The organism is Rubripirellula obstinata, assembly GCF_001642955.1.
Taxonomy (GTDB): domain Bacteria; phylum Planctomycetota; class Planctomycetia; order Pirellulales; family Pirellulaceae; genus Rubripirellula; species Rubripirellula obstinata.
On the sequence record NZ_LWSK01000121.1, the window covers coordinates 1 to 15,525 of the forward strand.

At 55.0% G+C, this 15,525-nt stretch carries 9 protein-coding genes; 4 read left to right on the plus strand and 5 right to left on the minus strand.

The annotated features are described in order from the left end of the window. Window positions 1-149 precede the first annotated feature (149 nt). Both RC85_RS20965 and yaaA read right to left on the minus strand, forming a co-directional pair. Entirely contained in the window at window positions 150-1,952 is a 1,803-nt protein-coding gene (locus RC85_RS20965) for a hypothetical protein (protein WP_157593984.1), read from the minus strand. A gap of 151 nt (window positions 1,953-2,103) precedes the next feature. Then, window positions 2,104-2,874 carry a peroxide stress protein YaaA gene (gene yaaA, locus RC85_RS20970; RefSeq protein ID WP_068266449.1) on the minus strand — a complete coding sequence of 257 codons (771 nt, stop codon included), beginning with the start codon at window positions 2,872-2,874 and terminating at the stop codon, window positions 2,104-2,106. Between the two features lie 427 nt (window positions 2,875-3,301). Between yaaA and RC85_RS20975 the strand changes: the two genes are divergently transcribed. Then, a complete protein-coding gene (locus RC85_RS20975) occupies window positions 3,302-3,964 on the plus strand; it encodes a toprim domain-containing protein (RefSeq protein ID WP_068266451.1) in 663 nt (220 codons plus the stop codon). Window positions 3,965-4,067: 103 nt separating this feature from the next. Here RC85_RS20975 and RC85_RS20980 read toward each other — a convergent pair whose 3' ends face one another. Next, entirely contained in the window at window positions 4,068-5,213 is a 1,146-nt protein-coding gene (locus RC85_RS20980) for a trypsin-like serine peptidase (protein WP_068266454.1), read from the minus strand. Window positions 5,214-5,454: 241 nt separating this feature from the next. Between RC85_RS20980 and RC85_RS20985 the strand changes: the two genes are divergently transcribed. Then, window positions 5,455-6,864 (plus strand): tRNA modification GTPase, encoded by a 1,410-nt coding sequence (locus tag RC85_RS20985; protein WP_068266457.1) that lies wholly within the window; start codon window positions 5,455-5,457, stop codon window positions 6,862-6,864. A gap of 19 nt (window positions 6,865-6,883) precedes the next feature. Here RC85_RS20985 and RC85_RS20990 read toward each other — a convergent pair whose 3' ends face one another. Beyond that, the gene (locus RC85_RS20990) at window positions 6,884-7,924 is read right to left on the minus strand and encodes a DUF4261 domain-containing protein (RefSeq protein ID WP_068266460.1); all 1,041 of its coding nucleotides are present in this window, start codon (window positions 7,922-7,924) and stop codon (window positions 6,884-6,886) included. A 132-nt stretch (window positions 7,925-8,056) separates the two neighbouring features. Further along, window positions 8,057-9,313 carry an acyltransferase family protein gene (locus tag RC85_RS20995; RefSeq protein ID WP_068266463.1) on the minus strand — a complete coding sequence of 419 codons (1,257 nt, stop codon included), beginning with the start codon at window positions 9,311-9,313 and terminating at the stop codon, window positions 8,057-8,059. Between the two features lie 321 nt (window positions 9,314-9,634). On the opposite strand from RC85_RS20995, the gene RC85_RS21000 reads away from it, so the two are divergent. Together RC85_RS21000 and RC85_RS21010 are read left to right on the plus strand one after the other, a co-directional pair. Continuing rightward, window positions 9,635-10,702, plus strand: a complete 1,068-nt coding sequence (locus RC85_RS21000) for a DUF1559 domain-containing protein (RefSeq protein WP_068266465.1) — start codon at window positions 9,635-9,637, stop codon at window positions 10,700-10,702. A 1,754-nt stretch (window positions 10,703-12,456) separates the two neighbouring features. Next, on the plus strand, window positions 12,457-14,865 hold the full coding sequence (locus RC85_RS21010; RefSeq protein ID WP_160148062.1) for a hybrid sensor histidine kinase/response regulator: 2,409 nt from the start codon (window positions 12,457-12,459) through the stop codon (window positions 14,863-14,865). Window positions 14,866-15,525: the final 660 nt, after the last annotated feature.

Here is a 15,525-nt window from a genome sequence, read left to right on the forward strand (position 1 = left end):
GTCGTGCTGGCCCGAACGCGCGGGGCGATGCCCACGCGGTTAAACAATTTAGAAACCCTTCACGGCGTTGGGCTCTACCCGACTGAACCCTGGCGGGCCCAGCTACGAGAGAGTTCGCCAAATACGGAACTTGTTTCAGGACAGTTCCTTTATGGAAGCATCGCTGGTTCGGCCATCAGGTCTTCTTCGAGTGCTTCTTCCAACGCATCGTCGCCCATCAATTCAGACTGTAATTCGTCTGCGACGCCACCATCGCGCTTGGGTGCGTCAACTTCGACCAGATGGTCATCAATGCTGTCGACCAATTCTTCGAGAGGTTCGATTTGCTCTTTCAGCACGAGCAAGAATTCTTGGGTGAGTTCGATTTGAGAATCATTGATCTCGTCAATGATGTCTTCCATTGCCTCCGCCCAAGTTTCAATTTCCTTTTTGGTCGCATCGTCAACGCTGCCCAGCAATCCGCCGGGCTTTCCTTCGGGCATCCCTGCGGTTGGCGACCCCGTGACCCCTAAATGCACCTGCTGCAGAACGTGATTTAGCTTTCGTCGCGTGGCAACGATTTCGGGATCCTGAATGACCTTGGGTAAATCTCGGCTAAAGTTACCGCCCATCTCACCCATCATCATGTCGTCATCCATCATGTCGCTGCCCATCATTCCACGATATCCACCCCCGTCGTCCATCATGTCATCCATCATCATGTCATCCATCATCATGTCATCACCCATCATCGATCCACCACCCCGCATTCCTCCTGCACCCGCACGTCGACCGGGTTTGTTCTCTTCGGGTTTTCGCAAATGCGTACTGGGGTCTTGTGGCTGTCGGACATTGGTTTGCCGACGCTTCATTCCTTCGATTCTCTCAATCTCGTTCTCAAAAGCCGTCAATGTGCGAACGGTCCAACTCCACAAAACGTCTTTCGGTTTTTCAATTTTGTTTTCCAAAACGCCCGACATCGACGCCAACCTCGACGCGGAATGAAGAGCAATCATTTCCAGCGATTTTGGCTCCGTGGAAATGCTGACGAGCTTCAGACCCAACGCCGGGTCTTGTCCGTCGCTGGTGTAGTCCAGAATATCGACCGCGTAACGCTGCAGAAACGCATGCGCTTCGATGTCACGATCAGCGGGCGCGTCGGCATCAAGCAGATCGTTCATCAGGCCCGTCAATTTTGTTTTCAGATCGGCCGGCATCGTGTTGAACGAATACATCGCATGACGATGGATTCCCTGTAACGCGGCGGCTCGCAATCCATCAACGTTCTTTTCGTTTTCGTAAAGCGAAATCAAAACGGGTAACACAGTATCAAGAGGAACCGGTGGTTTCTTGTTACCGATATCAACCGGCTTCGAATCCAGCCCACCAATGATCACCGTGGCAGCGATACGAGCGGTCGGATGGTAGTTGCCGGTGGCGACTCTACCGAGACTTCGAAACGTCAATCCGCTAAGGCCTCTCGCGATCTCTGGACGACCACCCTTGTTGGCTCGTTCCAAGTATCCGGTGACGTCATCGACAATCTCCGACAGGTGTTCCACTCCATCGGGCGCAGTCATTTTCCCCGGAACGTACTGTTCAAAATAAGCTTTGACCGCGCCTCCGTTTCCCTTGCCAATCGACGCAAACGAACGCGTCTCTGCTTTCATGGTTCGGACGGCACCAGCGGTATCGATTCGCGGATTGATTTCGATCGAGTCATATTTCTGGCCACGCTCTTGCCCCATCGCAGTGCTGGCGATGAACGCGGCGACCGCGAAACAAGCAACCGCAAACACGACCGCAATTTTCCGCTTCTTTGCATTGACCTCTTTTTCATCGATCACTTTCGCAGCTTCGCTGGGCAGCTTGCTGGCCGATGGTTTGGCAGCCGCTGTTTTTTCAGCGTCGAACCGTTCAGAGGCGATTGCTGCGGAGCCGTTGGTCCGAAAGAATTCGCGAGAGAAAGTCATCGTTGGCGGCCCGAGGGTGCTGGGATAGAAAAGTGACGTCGGAACGATTCCCATTATCTGCGACTGACCCCCGAATCGTCAATGAAATTTTTTGTGATCAGGGTCGGCAAACGCGAATTAGTCCCGATAAAAACGGTGATTACCGAAAAAATCAATCACCACGTACAAAGACAGGCACGGTCGGCGTTGATGATTCAGCGTCGTATCGATACCCGTCTTCATCGAACTGGATCAGCTTGTTGACCGTTTTGACCTTATTTTTGACCACCCAAGACGCCATTGATCCTCTCGCCAACTTCGCAAAGATGGCAATGATCTTGAATTTGCCATTCTTCCATTCCTTGAACGCTGGCGAAACGATCGGGCAGTCCAAAACAGATTGATCGATACTCTTGAAGTATTCCTGCGACGCCAAATTCAGCAAGTGCTTCGACTTCGTTGCGTCCATTTGCTTACGCAACTGTTTCGCAATCTTGTCGCCCCAAAACGCGTAAAGGTCTTTGCCACGATCGCTTGCCAACGACGTTCCCATTTCCAATCGGTAAGGCAGCATCCGATCCAACGGCCGCAGCAAACCATACAAACCAGACAGCACTCGCAAATGATCTTGGGAATACTCAATTTGCTTAGTCGTCCATTCAGCCGCTTTCAGTCCACGATACACATCGCCTTGAAAAGCAAACAAAGCCGCCTTGCTGCCCAGTTTTGGATGCGGCGCTTCCCAGTCCGAAAACCGCTGATGATTTAACTCCGCTAGTTTCTGGCTAATCCCCATCAACTGTCGCAGGTCTTCAGGACTCTTCTGTTTGCACACTTCAGCCAACACACTCGCGTCTTTCAACAACGCCGGACGAGTGGTCTTGTCGGTCGGTGAAGCAGTTTCAAAGTCCAGCGTCTTGGCGGGCGAGAGTACGATAATCATGGAAGGAGAATACTTTGGAGATCAGCTAACAGTGGAAGCGACGATTTTCAGATACTATGCCGGTTTGAAAAGGCTTTCGGGATAATCAGCCGCCAAGCGATAACGCGCGTTCAGCATAGATGGTGTCATGAAAACAGTGCAAATCCACCAGCACAGCCGCGGAGCGGCGACAGCCCTTTGCCGGGTGCGTCAGCACCCGGCACCGAGCTTCCGTCCCTCCCGGGATTTACTGAGCCTGGCCGTTGGCATGCTCAACATCTAAGCTTCCCGTTTTCCCAACCCGATCGCGTAAGCGAGGGATTTTTTTTGACGCGGAAATCTCTCGCTTACGCGTTCGGGCTGAGATTTCGTCGAAGCAAATCTCTTGAAGTTATTTCGTGACCATCCCAAAAACAACTCTGCACCAAAAAACCGCTGGTCACACTGTATGAATTTCAGACGCATTCCCGTCAAGCTGCATGATTGCCAAGTCCACGGGATCGGAAGCGGTGCGGAATTGTTTATTGTCGAAGGTGAATCGGCATCGAAGGCGACCGCGCGAGCCCGTTCGGTTCGTGACCAAGCCGTTTTGCCGATGCAGGGCAAGCCTCTGAATGCCTGGAAAGCCAGTCGCCGCACCGTCGCGTCGAATGAATTGTTTTCAGCCTTGGTCGATGCGCTGGGTGCCGGATGGGATGATTCGTATCGTGAATCGGATCTGCGATACGACAAAATTACGCTGCTGTTTGATCCCGACGCCGACGGGATTCACTGCGGCGCGCTGGCGCTGATGTTCTTTTATCGCTGGATGAAACCGCTGCTAAAATCCGGCCGCATTGGACTGATCCGACCACCGGTTTACGAGATCAAATCGGCCTGCGGAACCGATCGCATTCACGCGTTCAACGATGATCACTATCGCAAGCTCTGCGAAGCACTCGATGCAAAAGACATCAAGTACAGCACTCAGCGGTACCGCGGTTTAGCCAGCATGAACGAATCAGCGCTGGTGGAAACTTGCATCGATCCCAAAACTCGTAACCGCAACATCTGCGGCGAAGACGATGCCGAAGCAGCGTTGGAAGTCTTTGCGGGCCGACCGCGAGATTAGCGAAACACGACAAGGTGTTCGTTACTGATAGTCGCCTTTCGCTCCGCGAAAGTACGTTCAAGCACACTTTCGCGGAGCGAAAGGCGACTATTGAAATCGTTCGTTAAACCTCAAACGAATGCGTCACTTGATCACTTTGCAGTCGATCTATTCTCGTTTGCGTGATCATGGGCGAGGTCAACGACATCAAGTTCAGCTCACCACGATGGTAATGCAATCTGGCGTGCCCCGACGTTAATCCGACCGCTGACCATTTTTTGGTGATCGAATCCTGAGCCAACCAAGGACCGCCGCTGGCACCGCCGCCAAAGTTGGTTGCCAGGACCGGTGAGTAATCGTCGTTGGGCCCCATGCGATGGCCAAACAGATACTCGCCTCGCGAAGCCCACAACTGTTTCCCGAAATCAAATTCGCTGGCCGCTGGATAACCAGCGATTGTCACCCGAGTATTCTCGTAGAACGAATTGGTTTCGGGCGGCTTGATGGGAATGGTTTGTCCAACGATGTCACCAATGTTTTGATCGACATAGCAAAACCCGATGTCATCGTTCGTCGCAGGGTTACGCAAGTAAGCACTGGGGACGTAACACGATGTCACCTTGCATTGGATCGGTGATCCATCGGCGTAGTAATCGAAACCCGGATAGAACTCGATCGACCGTGACCAACGTCGCTTGTTGGAATCGAACAAGTTGTGCGCACAGGTCGCAATCAAATTGGGGCCAACGATCCAAGCGGATCCAAACGCCGGTTGATCCCAACTGTATGGATCAATGTGAATCACTAACCGACCGATCGCTTTGGTTGGAAACTCGTCGGTCAACTGATCGACTTGTCGAGTCTGATAGTAACGATGCAGTGGTTGATGGATCAGTGAGTTGGGGTCAGGGAATTTTTGCGATGGCAGGAAATTCTGTGGCACCCCGGCGACAGTGCGAGACCGGAAGTACGGTCCTGGGAAAGCTGGACCGCCGTAACCATCGTAGGGCTGAACTGTCGCTGGCGGATTTTCGACATCAACGGGCTGGCCGTCGTCTTGATCTGCCGGCACCTGACGAATTGAATACCCCTGCACCGGCGGCGGCATCCCATAGGACTGATCCTTCAACGGGCTCGAATTCATCAACTCGTAACCCTTGGGCGTCAACGTCGGATGCCCAAACGCTCCGCCGTATCCGCCGCCATAATTACCATTGGCCGCTTGTCGTTGTCGCCGTTGCCGGCGGGCTCTGTCGTTGGGGTCAGCCATGGCGGGATCTGCTTAAAGGATGGCGGCAAAAGAGGATTGGGGACGCAATTGCTTTTTTAGGCAATTCACCAACATAACGAAGTGTCGCGGCCCGTGAAGCTGGGCAAACCAGGCAGCCATTATCGAGTCTGATGGTCAATGGTCACTGGTGGCCCTGTTTGGAGAACATTAAGACTTGTGAAAGCAAATCCAAGTTCCCTGTAAACTCGGTTCTTTCCATCACCTTTATCGCCGATTCCTGATGCATCTTGACGAAACGATTGTCGCAATCGCCTCGCCCACCAGCCCCGCCGTTCGCGGTGTCGTGCGTTTGTCGGGCGATTCCACTGCTGCGGTGCTCGGCAATGTCGTCAACCTGATTTCCGGTGATACGCAGGTCGATACTTCACAAATTTCCAAGCCGACTCGGTTGGATCTGTCCATCGACTTGGGCGAGCCAATCGGTCCGGTCGATGCCTCGGTTTTGCTTTGGCCGAATCGACGCAGCTACACCGGGCAACCGTCGGCCGAAATTCACACCTATGGTTCGTTGCCGATTTTGACCGCCATGGTCGATGCTTGTTTGAATGCTGGAGCACGGGCGGCAAGGCCAGGCGAATTTACGATGCGGGCATTTTTGGCCGGACGCATGGACCTGACTCAGGCCGAAGCGGTTCTTGGCGTCATCGAAGCAGAAAGTCCCGGTGCGTTGGATTCCGCACTCGGGCAATTGGCCGGGAACCTGTCCAAGCCGCTGGCGACGATTCGCAATGATCTTCTCAATCTGCTGGCGGACGTCGAAGCCGGTTTGGATTTCGTCGATGAAGACATTGAATTTATTTCCGACGATGACCTGGTCGGTCGTTTGACACCGATGCTTGACGTCATCGACATTGCCGCCAAACAAATCGTTCAGCGAGGCGGCGGTGCAACGACGACAACGGTGGTGCTTCGCGGCGAACCCAATGCTGGGAAGAGCAGGTTGATGAATGTGCTTGCTGGAAACGAAGCAGCGATTGTTGCCGACGTCGCCGGGACAACTCGCGATGTTGTTTCTAGTCTCGCGTCGATCAACGGTCACCGGATCACTTTGCAAGACACCGCAGGAATCGAAGCGGCCGTCGGCGAAATTTCCGCAGACGCACAAACGGCCGGCGAACAAGTCAGCCAGGCAGCCGCGATTCGTTTGTGGTGCGTCGATGCGTCTCGTCAGGACTTGCCCGCCGCGATTGCGTGGATCGACCAGCAAGTCGCCACGATGAACCAGAGTTCCAGATCCCGTCGCGTCTCAGCGAACTTGATGGTCGCGACAAAGTGCGATCTGATTCAAGACGCGTCAACGATTCCGCAAATCAGCGATTGGATCCAGTGCAGCGCTGAAACGGGCGCAGGCATCGAAACGTTGTCTCAAGAAATTGCCGACAAAATTACGGAAGTCGATGCCGTCGAAACGGGTTCTGCGATTGGAACTGCTGCACGCTGCGGTCAAACGATCCAGCAATCACGTCAAGCGATCGAAGCGGCAATCCGTTTGACACAAAACCAATCGGGTCACGAATTCGTTTCAGCGGAACTGCGAACCGCTGCCCAGGCCATCGGCGAAGTCACCGGCGAAATTTACAACGAAGATATTTTGGACAGAGTCTTCGGTCGATTTTGTATTGGAAAGTAGTTCCGCAAAATCGCGTTGCTCAATCAATCTCGCTGTCCAAATCGTCGTCGATGAATTCGTCATCGTCGTCGCCAATGAAATCCTCTTCGGCCATGGCGTCTTCGCCGCGATCGAGTAATTCGTCTGGCGGCGTGGTTCCGTCTTGCGGAATCCAGCGAACGGTTTCGCGAGGCGGATCGGAAAGCGCGTCATGGCATTCCATCGCCATCCAACTGCAATCGCCAGGTCCGTCGGCCGTGTCGCCCTCTTCGACTTCTTCGTTGGACGTCACCATGTACAACGACGCGCTGCGAAGAAAGCTTTCGACTTCGCTGGGTTCGTACTTCTTGGATGAAAACACGGCTTCCAAATCGGGCAGGTCAAACTGGCCATTGCCAACGGTGTCCATCAGCGACCATTCATCACTGGTTCGGAACAGGCGGACGTTGGTCCACATATCCAGCGGCGGCATTTCTTGGTTCCATGCGTGGTTCAGACCACGTCGCAACCCATCACCATCGCGAAGCACTTCGCCACCGGGATTGAAATAACAAATCGCACCAGGCAATTCCAACAGGGCGGCGACCGCCTTGGTGATAAAGTCCAGTTCTTCGATCGGGTCATAGTCGTCTGGCACCAACGGCAACTCGTCGTCGTCATCATCGTCCTCGGATTCTTCGCTACCCAGCACGTAGCTGATCAGCAATCGAATATGAGCGGTGTGAAGCGGAGCCATCTCGCTGCCCTCTTCCCAGCCCCACGATTGGTCCATCGACCGTTCCAGACAGCCGGGGAACGCCAGCGGACCAAATTGACCGAGTGACCAGGCAACAAATCGTTCAGGAGTCTCGTCGGGGTCGCCTAGATCGTCGGGCCATTTTGCTGACGATGGAGTGACCAGCAGGTGACCGCCGACCTCTTCCTGGAATTCAAACACTAACGTTTCTTTTGAATCCACATCGTCGATCGCGTCATGCCGAGCCGAAAGCGTAAACCCGCTCAGCCGACTCAAGACCTCGTCCACCGTCACAGGCTGCCGTAACAGGACACACATTCCCTGCGTGAACAGACCTTTCGCCATGAAATTTTCTCTACAAAAGTCAATAAAAGGAGCTTCTTTTCCAGCGACCACCTTAACCGACCCACAATCGGATCACGAGGGGAGTCGGATCGGTGCATTGGCTGCGACGCATTGGTTGCGACCAGCCAGCAACTACGCTGCCCGTCGGATCGGTGGTTGATCCGGTTGGCGATCGAAGCTCAGGATCGATTCGCGGTCGTCTTCCTGAACCGGAACCCAATTCATGCCCAACCAACCACCCAGCCGCGATTTGCGGATAAAGACTTCATAAGTCGCCAACGACACACCAGTCGCAATCAAGGTCGCGATGGTCGCCTTCAGCATCGGTGACGCGGTGGGCAGCAAGTATTTTAAGTCAATATGAACCAGCGATAGCACCGGGTGATGGATCAAATAAATCCAAAACGAACCCGCGGCGACGTACTGAATCGATCGCGGCAATGGGGCGATTCGCCGAAGTGCCATGCTGACCAACATCACACTGACCAACAACGATGATGTCGCCGTCATCACGGCCAACGTGACGCTGGACGCTCGCGAAATTTCACTGCCAGAATCAAGCGACCAGATTCCAAGTGGAACGGTCAGCAAAAGCGTGCATGCGGCAACCGCCGCCCATCGCGGCGAAATTGATCGGAGTCGAATCATCGATGGATCGAAGTTAGCGATCGCCACGCCGATGACAAAGAAGCAACCGTTGTAGATCCACTTACTGGCGACCGGTGCAAACGCATGCTGGAAACCCCAAATCACTTCGGGCCGAAACAGGATAACGAGCGACGCGATTATCCAGCAGCATGCCACGATCGCCGGCATGCTGAGCGTCAAGTTTTTAAGCCTCGCAATCTTTTGACGAACCACCATGAATCCGGCAAAGATGACGACGTAGGAAAACAGGTAATGCAGAAACCAAAGATGGCTCAGCCCCCAAAGATCTTTGCTGAGTGAATCGTCGAACTTCAGGCTCTTCATTTTGACCAGAGGAACAAGTCCTTCCGAAACCCACCCCAACACCCAGATGTAGAGGTCGATTGGCAAGATCACCAGCACCGCGAAAAACAAAGGACGCAGTAAACGCTTGGCGCGACTTCGGACGAGTTGATTGGCATCGTTTCGGCGCTGCCAACTTTGAAAGGTTAGCACTCCTGCAATGATCAAGAATAATGGCATCACGAACAGTTCGATCGACCAAAACACTCCGTCGGCAAACGAACTGGGCGAATCCGAAACCGACCAAACAAGACCGGGCATCGGGTGCTTCAAATAAGGGACTAGAGCGTGCAGCACCACCACCGCAATCGCCGCAAACGCCCGAATCGCATCGATTCCGACAAAGTTTGTAGGTGGACCGGCCTGCGGATGGACTTCGCGGGACGAATCGCTCGTCATGGGCAAGATATTCATAGCACCGGCGGTGGTACCAAATCGCCCTGCCGCAGCGAAAGATCAAGCCCTGAATCAGCTCAACGTAGAGCGTGGGCCAATGTAGAACGCGGGCAGGCACGCTAGTCGGCAAACATCTTTTAGGCCGTCGCGAGTGGGAGCGAGTGACGGCATTTTGCAGACCTGCCGTAACTCGCTCCGCTCGCTACGGCCTACTTTCGGGGCTGTTCCCAAACAGAATCAATTCCGTTCTACGCCGATTCCGAGTATGTTGGGTGAACAAGGCATCGCAGAGCCCGCTAAACAATATCGAAAACGAAGAAACCAATGAAAAATTCGCACATTCGGAGCGGTTTTACGCTCGTTGAACTGCTAGTGGTTGTCGGGATTATCGGCATTCTAGTGGCGATCACGTTGCCTGCGGTGCAGTCAGCTCGAGAAGCGGCACGGCGAACGGACTGCGGAAACCGGATTCGACAACTGGCTCTGGCGACTCAACTGCACCATGACGCTGTCGGGCATTTCCCCCCCGCTCGGTATCAACCACGCCCGGGCGATCCCGAGGAACTGCAATGTGGCGAGAATTCGCCCACATGGCTGACGCTGGTGATGCCGTTTATTGAACAAGCAGATCTGGGTGACCAGTGGGACTTCAGCAAACAATGGCATGAACACGCCGAGGAAACTCGCAACACGGTGCCGGACGTTTTTCTATGCCCCTCGCGTCGCTCGGGCACCAAACCCATCGGCGAAGTTGGGTTGCCATACGTGCAAACCACCGAAGAAATTGTCTTCACTCGCGGACCGGGCCGGACATTGCCCTGTGGATGTCGTGTCCCAGGACGAATCATTCCCATGCTCGTTGAAGGTGAAGAAACGCTGTCTCGCCAAGTGACCGGCGCGTTGTGTGACTACGCGGGCAACCACGGTGATTTGACACCCGGTGCGACAGGCGATTCGACTGATTTTTATTACGGCGGCAACGGTTCAGGCGTCATCATCAGCGTTCGCGCTCAGTGCAAAGACGGGGTTGCGATGCGGGCCGAGGATCGCGTTCGGATGGCGTCGGTCAGCGACGGATTGTCCAACACGATGCTGTTTGGCGAAAAATTTGTACCACCCAGCGAGCTGACACAGTTCCCCTACGATTCGCCCGCATTCGATGGCGACCACCTGCCCGCTTCGTGCCGCCTAGCCGGCCCCGGTTTACGATTGGCAACAGGTCCAGAAGATCTGATGGCGGGCACGCTTTCCTTTGGCAGTTGGCATCCCGGCGGAGTGCATTTCGCGTTCGTCGACGGAAGCGTTCGCTTTATGAGTTCCGATACTGACACGAAGGTACTCGGCTCACTAGCCAACCGACGCGACGCCCGCGTGGTCGAAATGGTTCGCTAGAAAATCCGAAGTAGCGCCGCGTTCAAGTAGGCCGCACTCAAGTAGGCCGGAACAAGGAGTCTTCGACGCAGTTCCGGCACAGTTCCAGCACCCCGCGCCGACACCGTCTGCCAGAACAGCGCCAAACCGGTTCCAGGCCCAACCGGCGCTCCAAGCCACGGAGTGGCGGCAGCCCTTTGCCGGTGGCGAAGCCACCGGTTGGCACAACGAAAACCGAACAGGCCCGGAGGGCCGACAGCCTCCGAGCATCCATCCCACAAATGTCGCGCGTCGTACTCAACACCGGCTGTACTGAGCATGCGCACCAAGCTGTCGTCCCTCCAGGACTATCGGCAAAGAGTAGCCGGATACCGGTGGCTGCGCCACCGGCACCGAGTTGTCGGCCCTCTGGGCCTATCAGCAACCAGTATCAGGACACCGGTGGCTGCGCCACCGGCACCGAGCTTTCGGCCCTCTGGGCCTGGTCGGCGCTCCAAGCCACGGAGTGGCGGCAGCCCTTTGCCGGTGGCGAAGCCACCGGTTGGCACAACGAAAAGCAAACAGGCCCGGAGGGCCGACAGCCTCCGCGCATCCATCCCACAAATGCCGCGCGTCGTACTCAACACCGGCTGTACTGAGCATGCGCACCAAGCTGTCGTCCCTCCAGGACTATCGGCAACCAATAGCGGTAAACCGGTGGCTGCGCCACCGGCAAAGGGCTTTCGGCCCTCCGGGCCTATCAAACAACCAGTATCAAGACACCGGTGGCTGCGCCACCGGCACCGGGCTGTCGGCCCTCTGCGCCTATCGACATGTTTGCTCAGGGACATGGGTACCACATTCCCGGCGACTTTTGGTAACGGGCTCAACCCAACGCCATAAATGGGTCCTGGACTGTTTAACCGCGTGGGCATCGCCCCGCGCGTCCATGCGGGGTGATACTCGCGGGGCGATGCCCACGCGGCTAAACAAAACATTGGGTTTTTACTAAACCAAAACTCTTCACGGCGTGGGGCGATGCCGACACCTCATCGATCGTCCAGAAGCACCGGCTATTCGCATGAATGTCTCTAATGGCAGAATGGGACAGAAAACCCGACGGACCTCAGTTCTGTTACTATGTCGTTAATTCTTCGGTACATAACGGCTGCGGTTGTCTATTAGCACTTTGCACTCACCGGGCATGGCCTCAACCGCTGCGTTACGCTTCGCCAGCGCGTTCTCCTTATTGCCGATCCGCTTTTCTTCTTGACGACTCAAAACACCAAGACCGCTTGCTCGATGTCAACACAACGTCTCCTTGACCCGAGCGGTGAGTGTATTGGAAACAGCGTGGTCACGGAGGAAGCATGACCAGCCGCTTTACTATGTTCGTGATGCTGGCGGCGGCTATGGCTGCGACGGCGCTGACCAACTCTTTCTCCCAGGCAGAGGAGAGTCAGGGAGCCGTGGTTAGGACGATTCGCGAGCTCAAAAAGCTAGAGAATGAGTCTGCGACACCAGTTCACTACGAACTGACAGGCAGGTTGATCTGGCGGAATCCCGGCGGATACCTACGGCTCGATTTCGGATCCTTTTCAAGGTCGTTTCACCTAGCGCCCGATCCTGGTCCGCTTTGGTCAGCGTTGGCTCAGTGTTCTGCCGGCGACTTGGTCAAGGTCCGCGGCCACGACATTCCCAGGCCGCACATGCGAGTGGATTCATTGGAGTTGATTAAGCAAGGCAGCCTGTCCAAGCTACGGAAGCTCCCGGCATACAGAAACTCAAAGCCTTCTGTGTGGAGATATGTTGAACACCTGGCCTACTGCCGTGAAGTCTTAGAACTTGAAGATGGTTTTCGTCTGTCACTTGGGGACGATGATGTCATCGTCATGTGTCACGAAAAAACGCCGACAGAGACGCTCGAGAAATGGCTCGGCGAAATTCTGAGGGTTGAAGGAGCTGCCGTGCGTCCAGACCTGCTATCGCGAACGACAAATTCAGTCGTACACATTGGGGTCATCGATCAATCGACTCAGATCACATGGCTTTATATCGAGGACCCAGCGCCCCCGATCAAACCACTCCCGAAACCGAATCCGGTCGTTGAGTTCAAGAACGTTGTGGTTGAGCATGTGGCGCCCACATTCATCGCCGTTGATGGCCAAAGAGTTTCGACCGCGATGGCCGCGCATATCTCCGCTGGCAGCATCATCGATTTAAGAGCCGAGCGTTCGCTTGTTGATGGACAGCTTGATTCAATTTGGATTTCTCGAATCGGTAGCATTCGCCCGGTCGTACCGCCAACCAAAACCGTACAGCAGATCATTGACGAGAAGTTTATTAACCAACGCGTCAGTATCAAAGGCACGGTCGAGCATTGTTTTGTCACCGAGTCTACGCTGGAGCTATCGTTAAAGTCCGATGGCAAGAGTGTTTTGGTTCGCATGCCGGTGCCAGAGAAACGCCAGCAGATTGATCAACTCTCGCGGCAGTCTGTCGCGCGGGTGACGGGTCTGGTTTACGCGATCAAGCCCGCTGCGATAAACCCAGTCGAACTGAACGTTTCTGACATTGATGATGTCGTGGTTGCGGAATTCCCATTGCAATTGCAGCCAAATCAAGTTCGCTGGACAGCGGTGGGCGTCGCGGCCGCCATTTTGATGTTGCTGAGCTGGTATTGGGTGCTCAAACGACAGGTACAGAAAAAGACACGAGAATTAAACAGCAGCACTAGTCGCATTGCCGCGGCGTCTGAGGCAGTTCGTGACGGGATGCTTATCTTCGACGCGGACGCTTGCGTGCGGCTGGCCAGCGATAAGATCGGTGAAGCCTTGGGGGTTGAGATTACTCAGGGAACCAGTCAAGCAAAAGCCTGCGCCATCATTCAAAACGTTCTTCGAGATGGACAAGAATTCACAATGATGTGGATGGAATCGTTCGCGGATCCGGACGCCATCGTCGAGCGGGAGTTCGCCCTCAAGTCCCGGGGGAATGTCGCTATTTACTCCGCGCCCATCTTCGATCGTCAACAACGCTTCGACGGTAGGATTTGGACATTCGAAGACATCACCCAACGGAAAAAGCTCGAAGCCGAAACCCTTCAGTCTCGTAAGCTGAGTGCGGTTGGTCGCTTGGCCGGTGGAGTCGCTCACGACTTTAACAACTTGCTTCAGGTCATCGGAACAAATTTATCACTGATTCAACGCGATTCCACTTCGCAGAAAACGTCAAGTCAGTTTCAACCTTTAGAGGAAGTTTCTGCCGCCGTGAATCGCGGAGCAGAGTTGACAAAGCAATTACTCACATTCGCTCGTACTTCCAATGTGAAGTGCAAGCCGACGAACATCAATGATCTACTTGAACGCACCGGTGCAATTCTGAATCGAACACTTGGCGAACACATTCGGCTCAGTCTTGCGTTGTCTCCCACAATTCCACCGGCCGAAATTGACGCCGGACAGTTGGAGCAAACGGTCATCAATATGTGCCTGAACTCGCGCGATGCCATCGGTCGTCAAAACGGAAGCATTCAAATTTTGACTCGGCATGACGCACAACCTCAGGCGAAGTCCATGGTCGTGATTGAGATTCGCGATGATGGATGCGGGATGCCCGCGGACATCGCGGAGAAAGTGTTTGAGCCGTTTTTCACCACAAAAGATCTGGATGAAGGTTCTGGTTTGGGGCTGGCAACCTCGCGAGGAGCAATCGAGCAAATGGGCGGGCACATTGAGTGCTCGTCGATCCCGGATGAAGGCACTGTGTTTCGAATCCATCTTCCATGCTCGACGCGTCCCATCAGCGAAACCGGTCTGAAGGAATCATCGGACTTGAGTCCAAAACGTAGGCCTCTCGATGTGCTGTTGGTCGATGACAACGCAGCGATTCGTTGTGCCGTCGAGGCTCTTCTTTTGACGCTCGGTCATCAAGCGGAAACGGCAGAGAATGGTCGAGAAGCGCTTCGCATGCTGGATGATCGAGCTTACGACGTAGTGCTGTTGGACCTGTCGATGCCCGACATGTCCGGTTGGCAAGTGTTGCAGGCCATCCGGGAAACACACCCGAATCAAAAGGTCGTCGTTTGCAGTGGTTATTCGAGTGAGGCTGATCAGATGATGTCAGGCAACATCAACCCGGATGCCTACTTAGACAAGCCATTTCCGTTGGAGGCGCTCGATGAGGCGTTGTGCCGAGTCACCTAAAAATCGCTCACCGCCAAGCCACAGAGTGGCGGCAGCCCTTTGCCGGTGGCGAAGCCACCGGTTGGTACAACAAAAAACGAACAGGCCCGGAGGGCCGACAGCCTCCGAGCATCCATCCCACAAATATCGCGCGTCGTACTCAACACCGGCTGTACTGAGCATGCGCACCGAGCTGTCGTCCCTCCCGGGACTATGGGCAAAGAGTAGCGGGACACCGGTGGCTGCGCCACCGGCACCGTGCTTTCGGCCCTCCGGGACTGGTCGGCGCTCCAAGCCACAGAGTGGCGGCAGCCCTTTGCCGATGGCGAAGCCACCGGTTGTTACAACGAACAACGAATAGGCCCGGAGGGCCGACAGCATCCGAGCATCCATCCCACAAATATCGCGCGTCGTACTCAACACCGGCTGTACTGAGTATGCGCACCAAGCTGTCGTCCCTCCCGGGACTATGGGCAAAGAATAGCGGGACACCGGTGGCTGCGCCACCGGCAAAGGGCTGTCGGCCCTCTGGGACTACTGGCAACCAGTAGCAAGACACCGGTGGCTGCGCCACCGGCACCGTGCTGTCGGCCCTCTGGGCCTGGTCGGCGCTCCAAGCCACGGAGTGGCGGCAGCCCTTTGCCGATGGCGAAGCCACCGGTTGTTACAACGAACAACGAA

Excerpts from the sequence above, each read along its gene's own strand:
- RC85_RS20965 (WP_157593984.1), bottom strand. The coding sequence starts at position 1,952 with ATGACTTTCTCTCGCGAATTCTTTCGGACCAACGGCTCCGCAGCAATC.
- yaaA (WP_068266449.1), bottom strand. The coding sequence starts at position 2,874 with ATGATTATCGTACTCTCGCCCGCCAAGACGCTGGACTTTGAAACTGCT.
- RC85_RS20975 (WP_068266451.1), top strand. The coding sequence starts at position 3,302 with ATGAATTTCAGACGCATTCCCGTCAAGCTGCATGATTGCCAAGTCCAC.
- RC85_RS20980 (WP_068266454.1), bottom strand. The coding sequence starts at position 5,213 with ATGGCTGACCCCAACGACAGAGCCCGCCGGCAACGGCGACAACGACAA.
- RC85_RS20985 (WP_068266457.1), top strand. The coding sequence starts at position 5,455 with ATGCATCTTGACGAAACGATTGTCGCAATCGCCTCGCCCACCAGCCCC.
- RC85_RS20990 (WP_068266460.1), bottom strand. The coding sequence starts at position 7,924 with ATGGCGAAAGGTCTGTTCACGCAGGGAATGTGTGTCCTGTTACGGCAG.
- RC85_RS20995 (WP_068266463.1), bottom strand. The coding sequence starts at position 9,313 with ATGACGAGCGATTCGTCCCGCGAAGTCCATCCGCAGGCCGGTCCACCT.
- RC85_RS21000 (WP_068266465.1), top strand. The coding sequence starts at position 9,635 with ATGAAAAATTCGCACATTCGGAGCGGTTTTACGCTCGTTGAACTGCTA.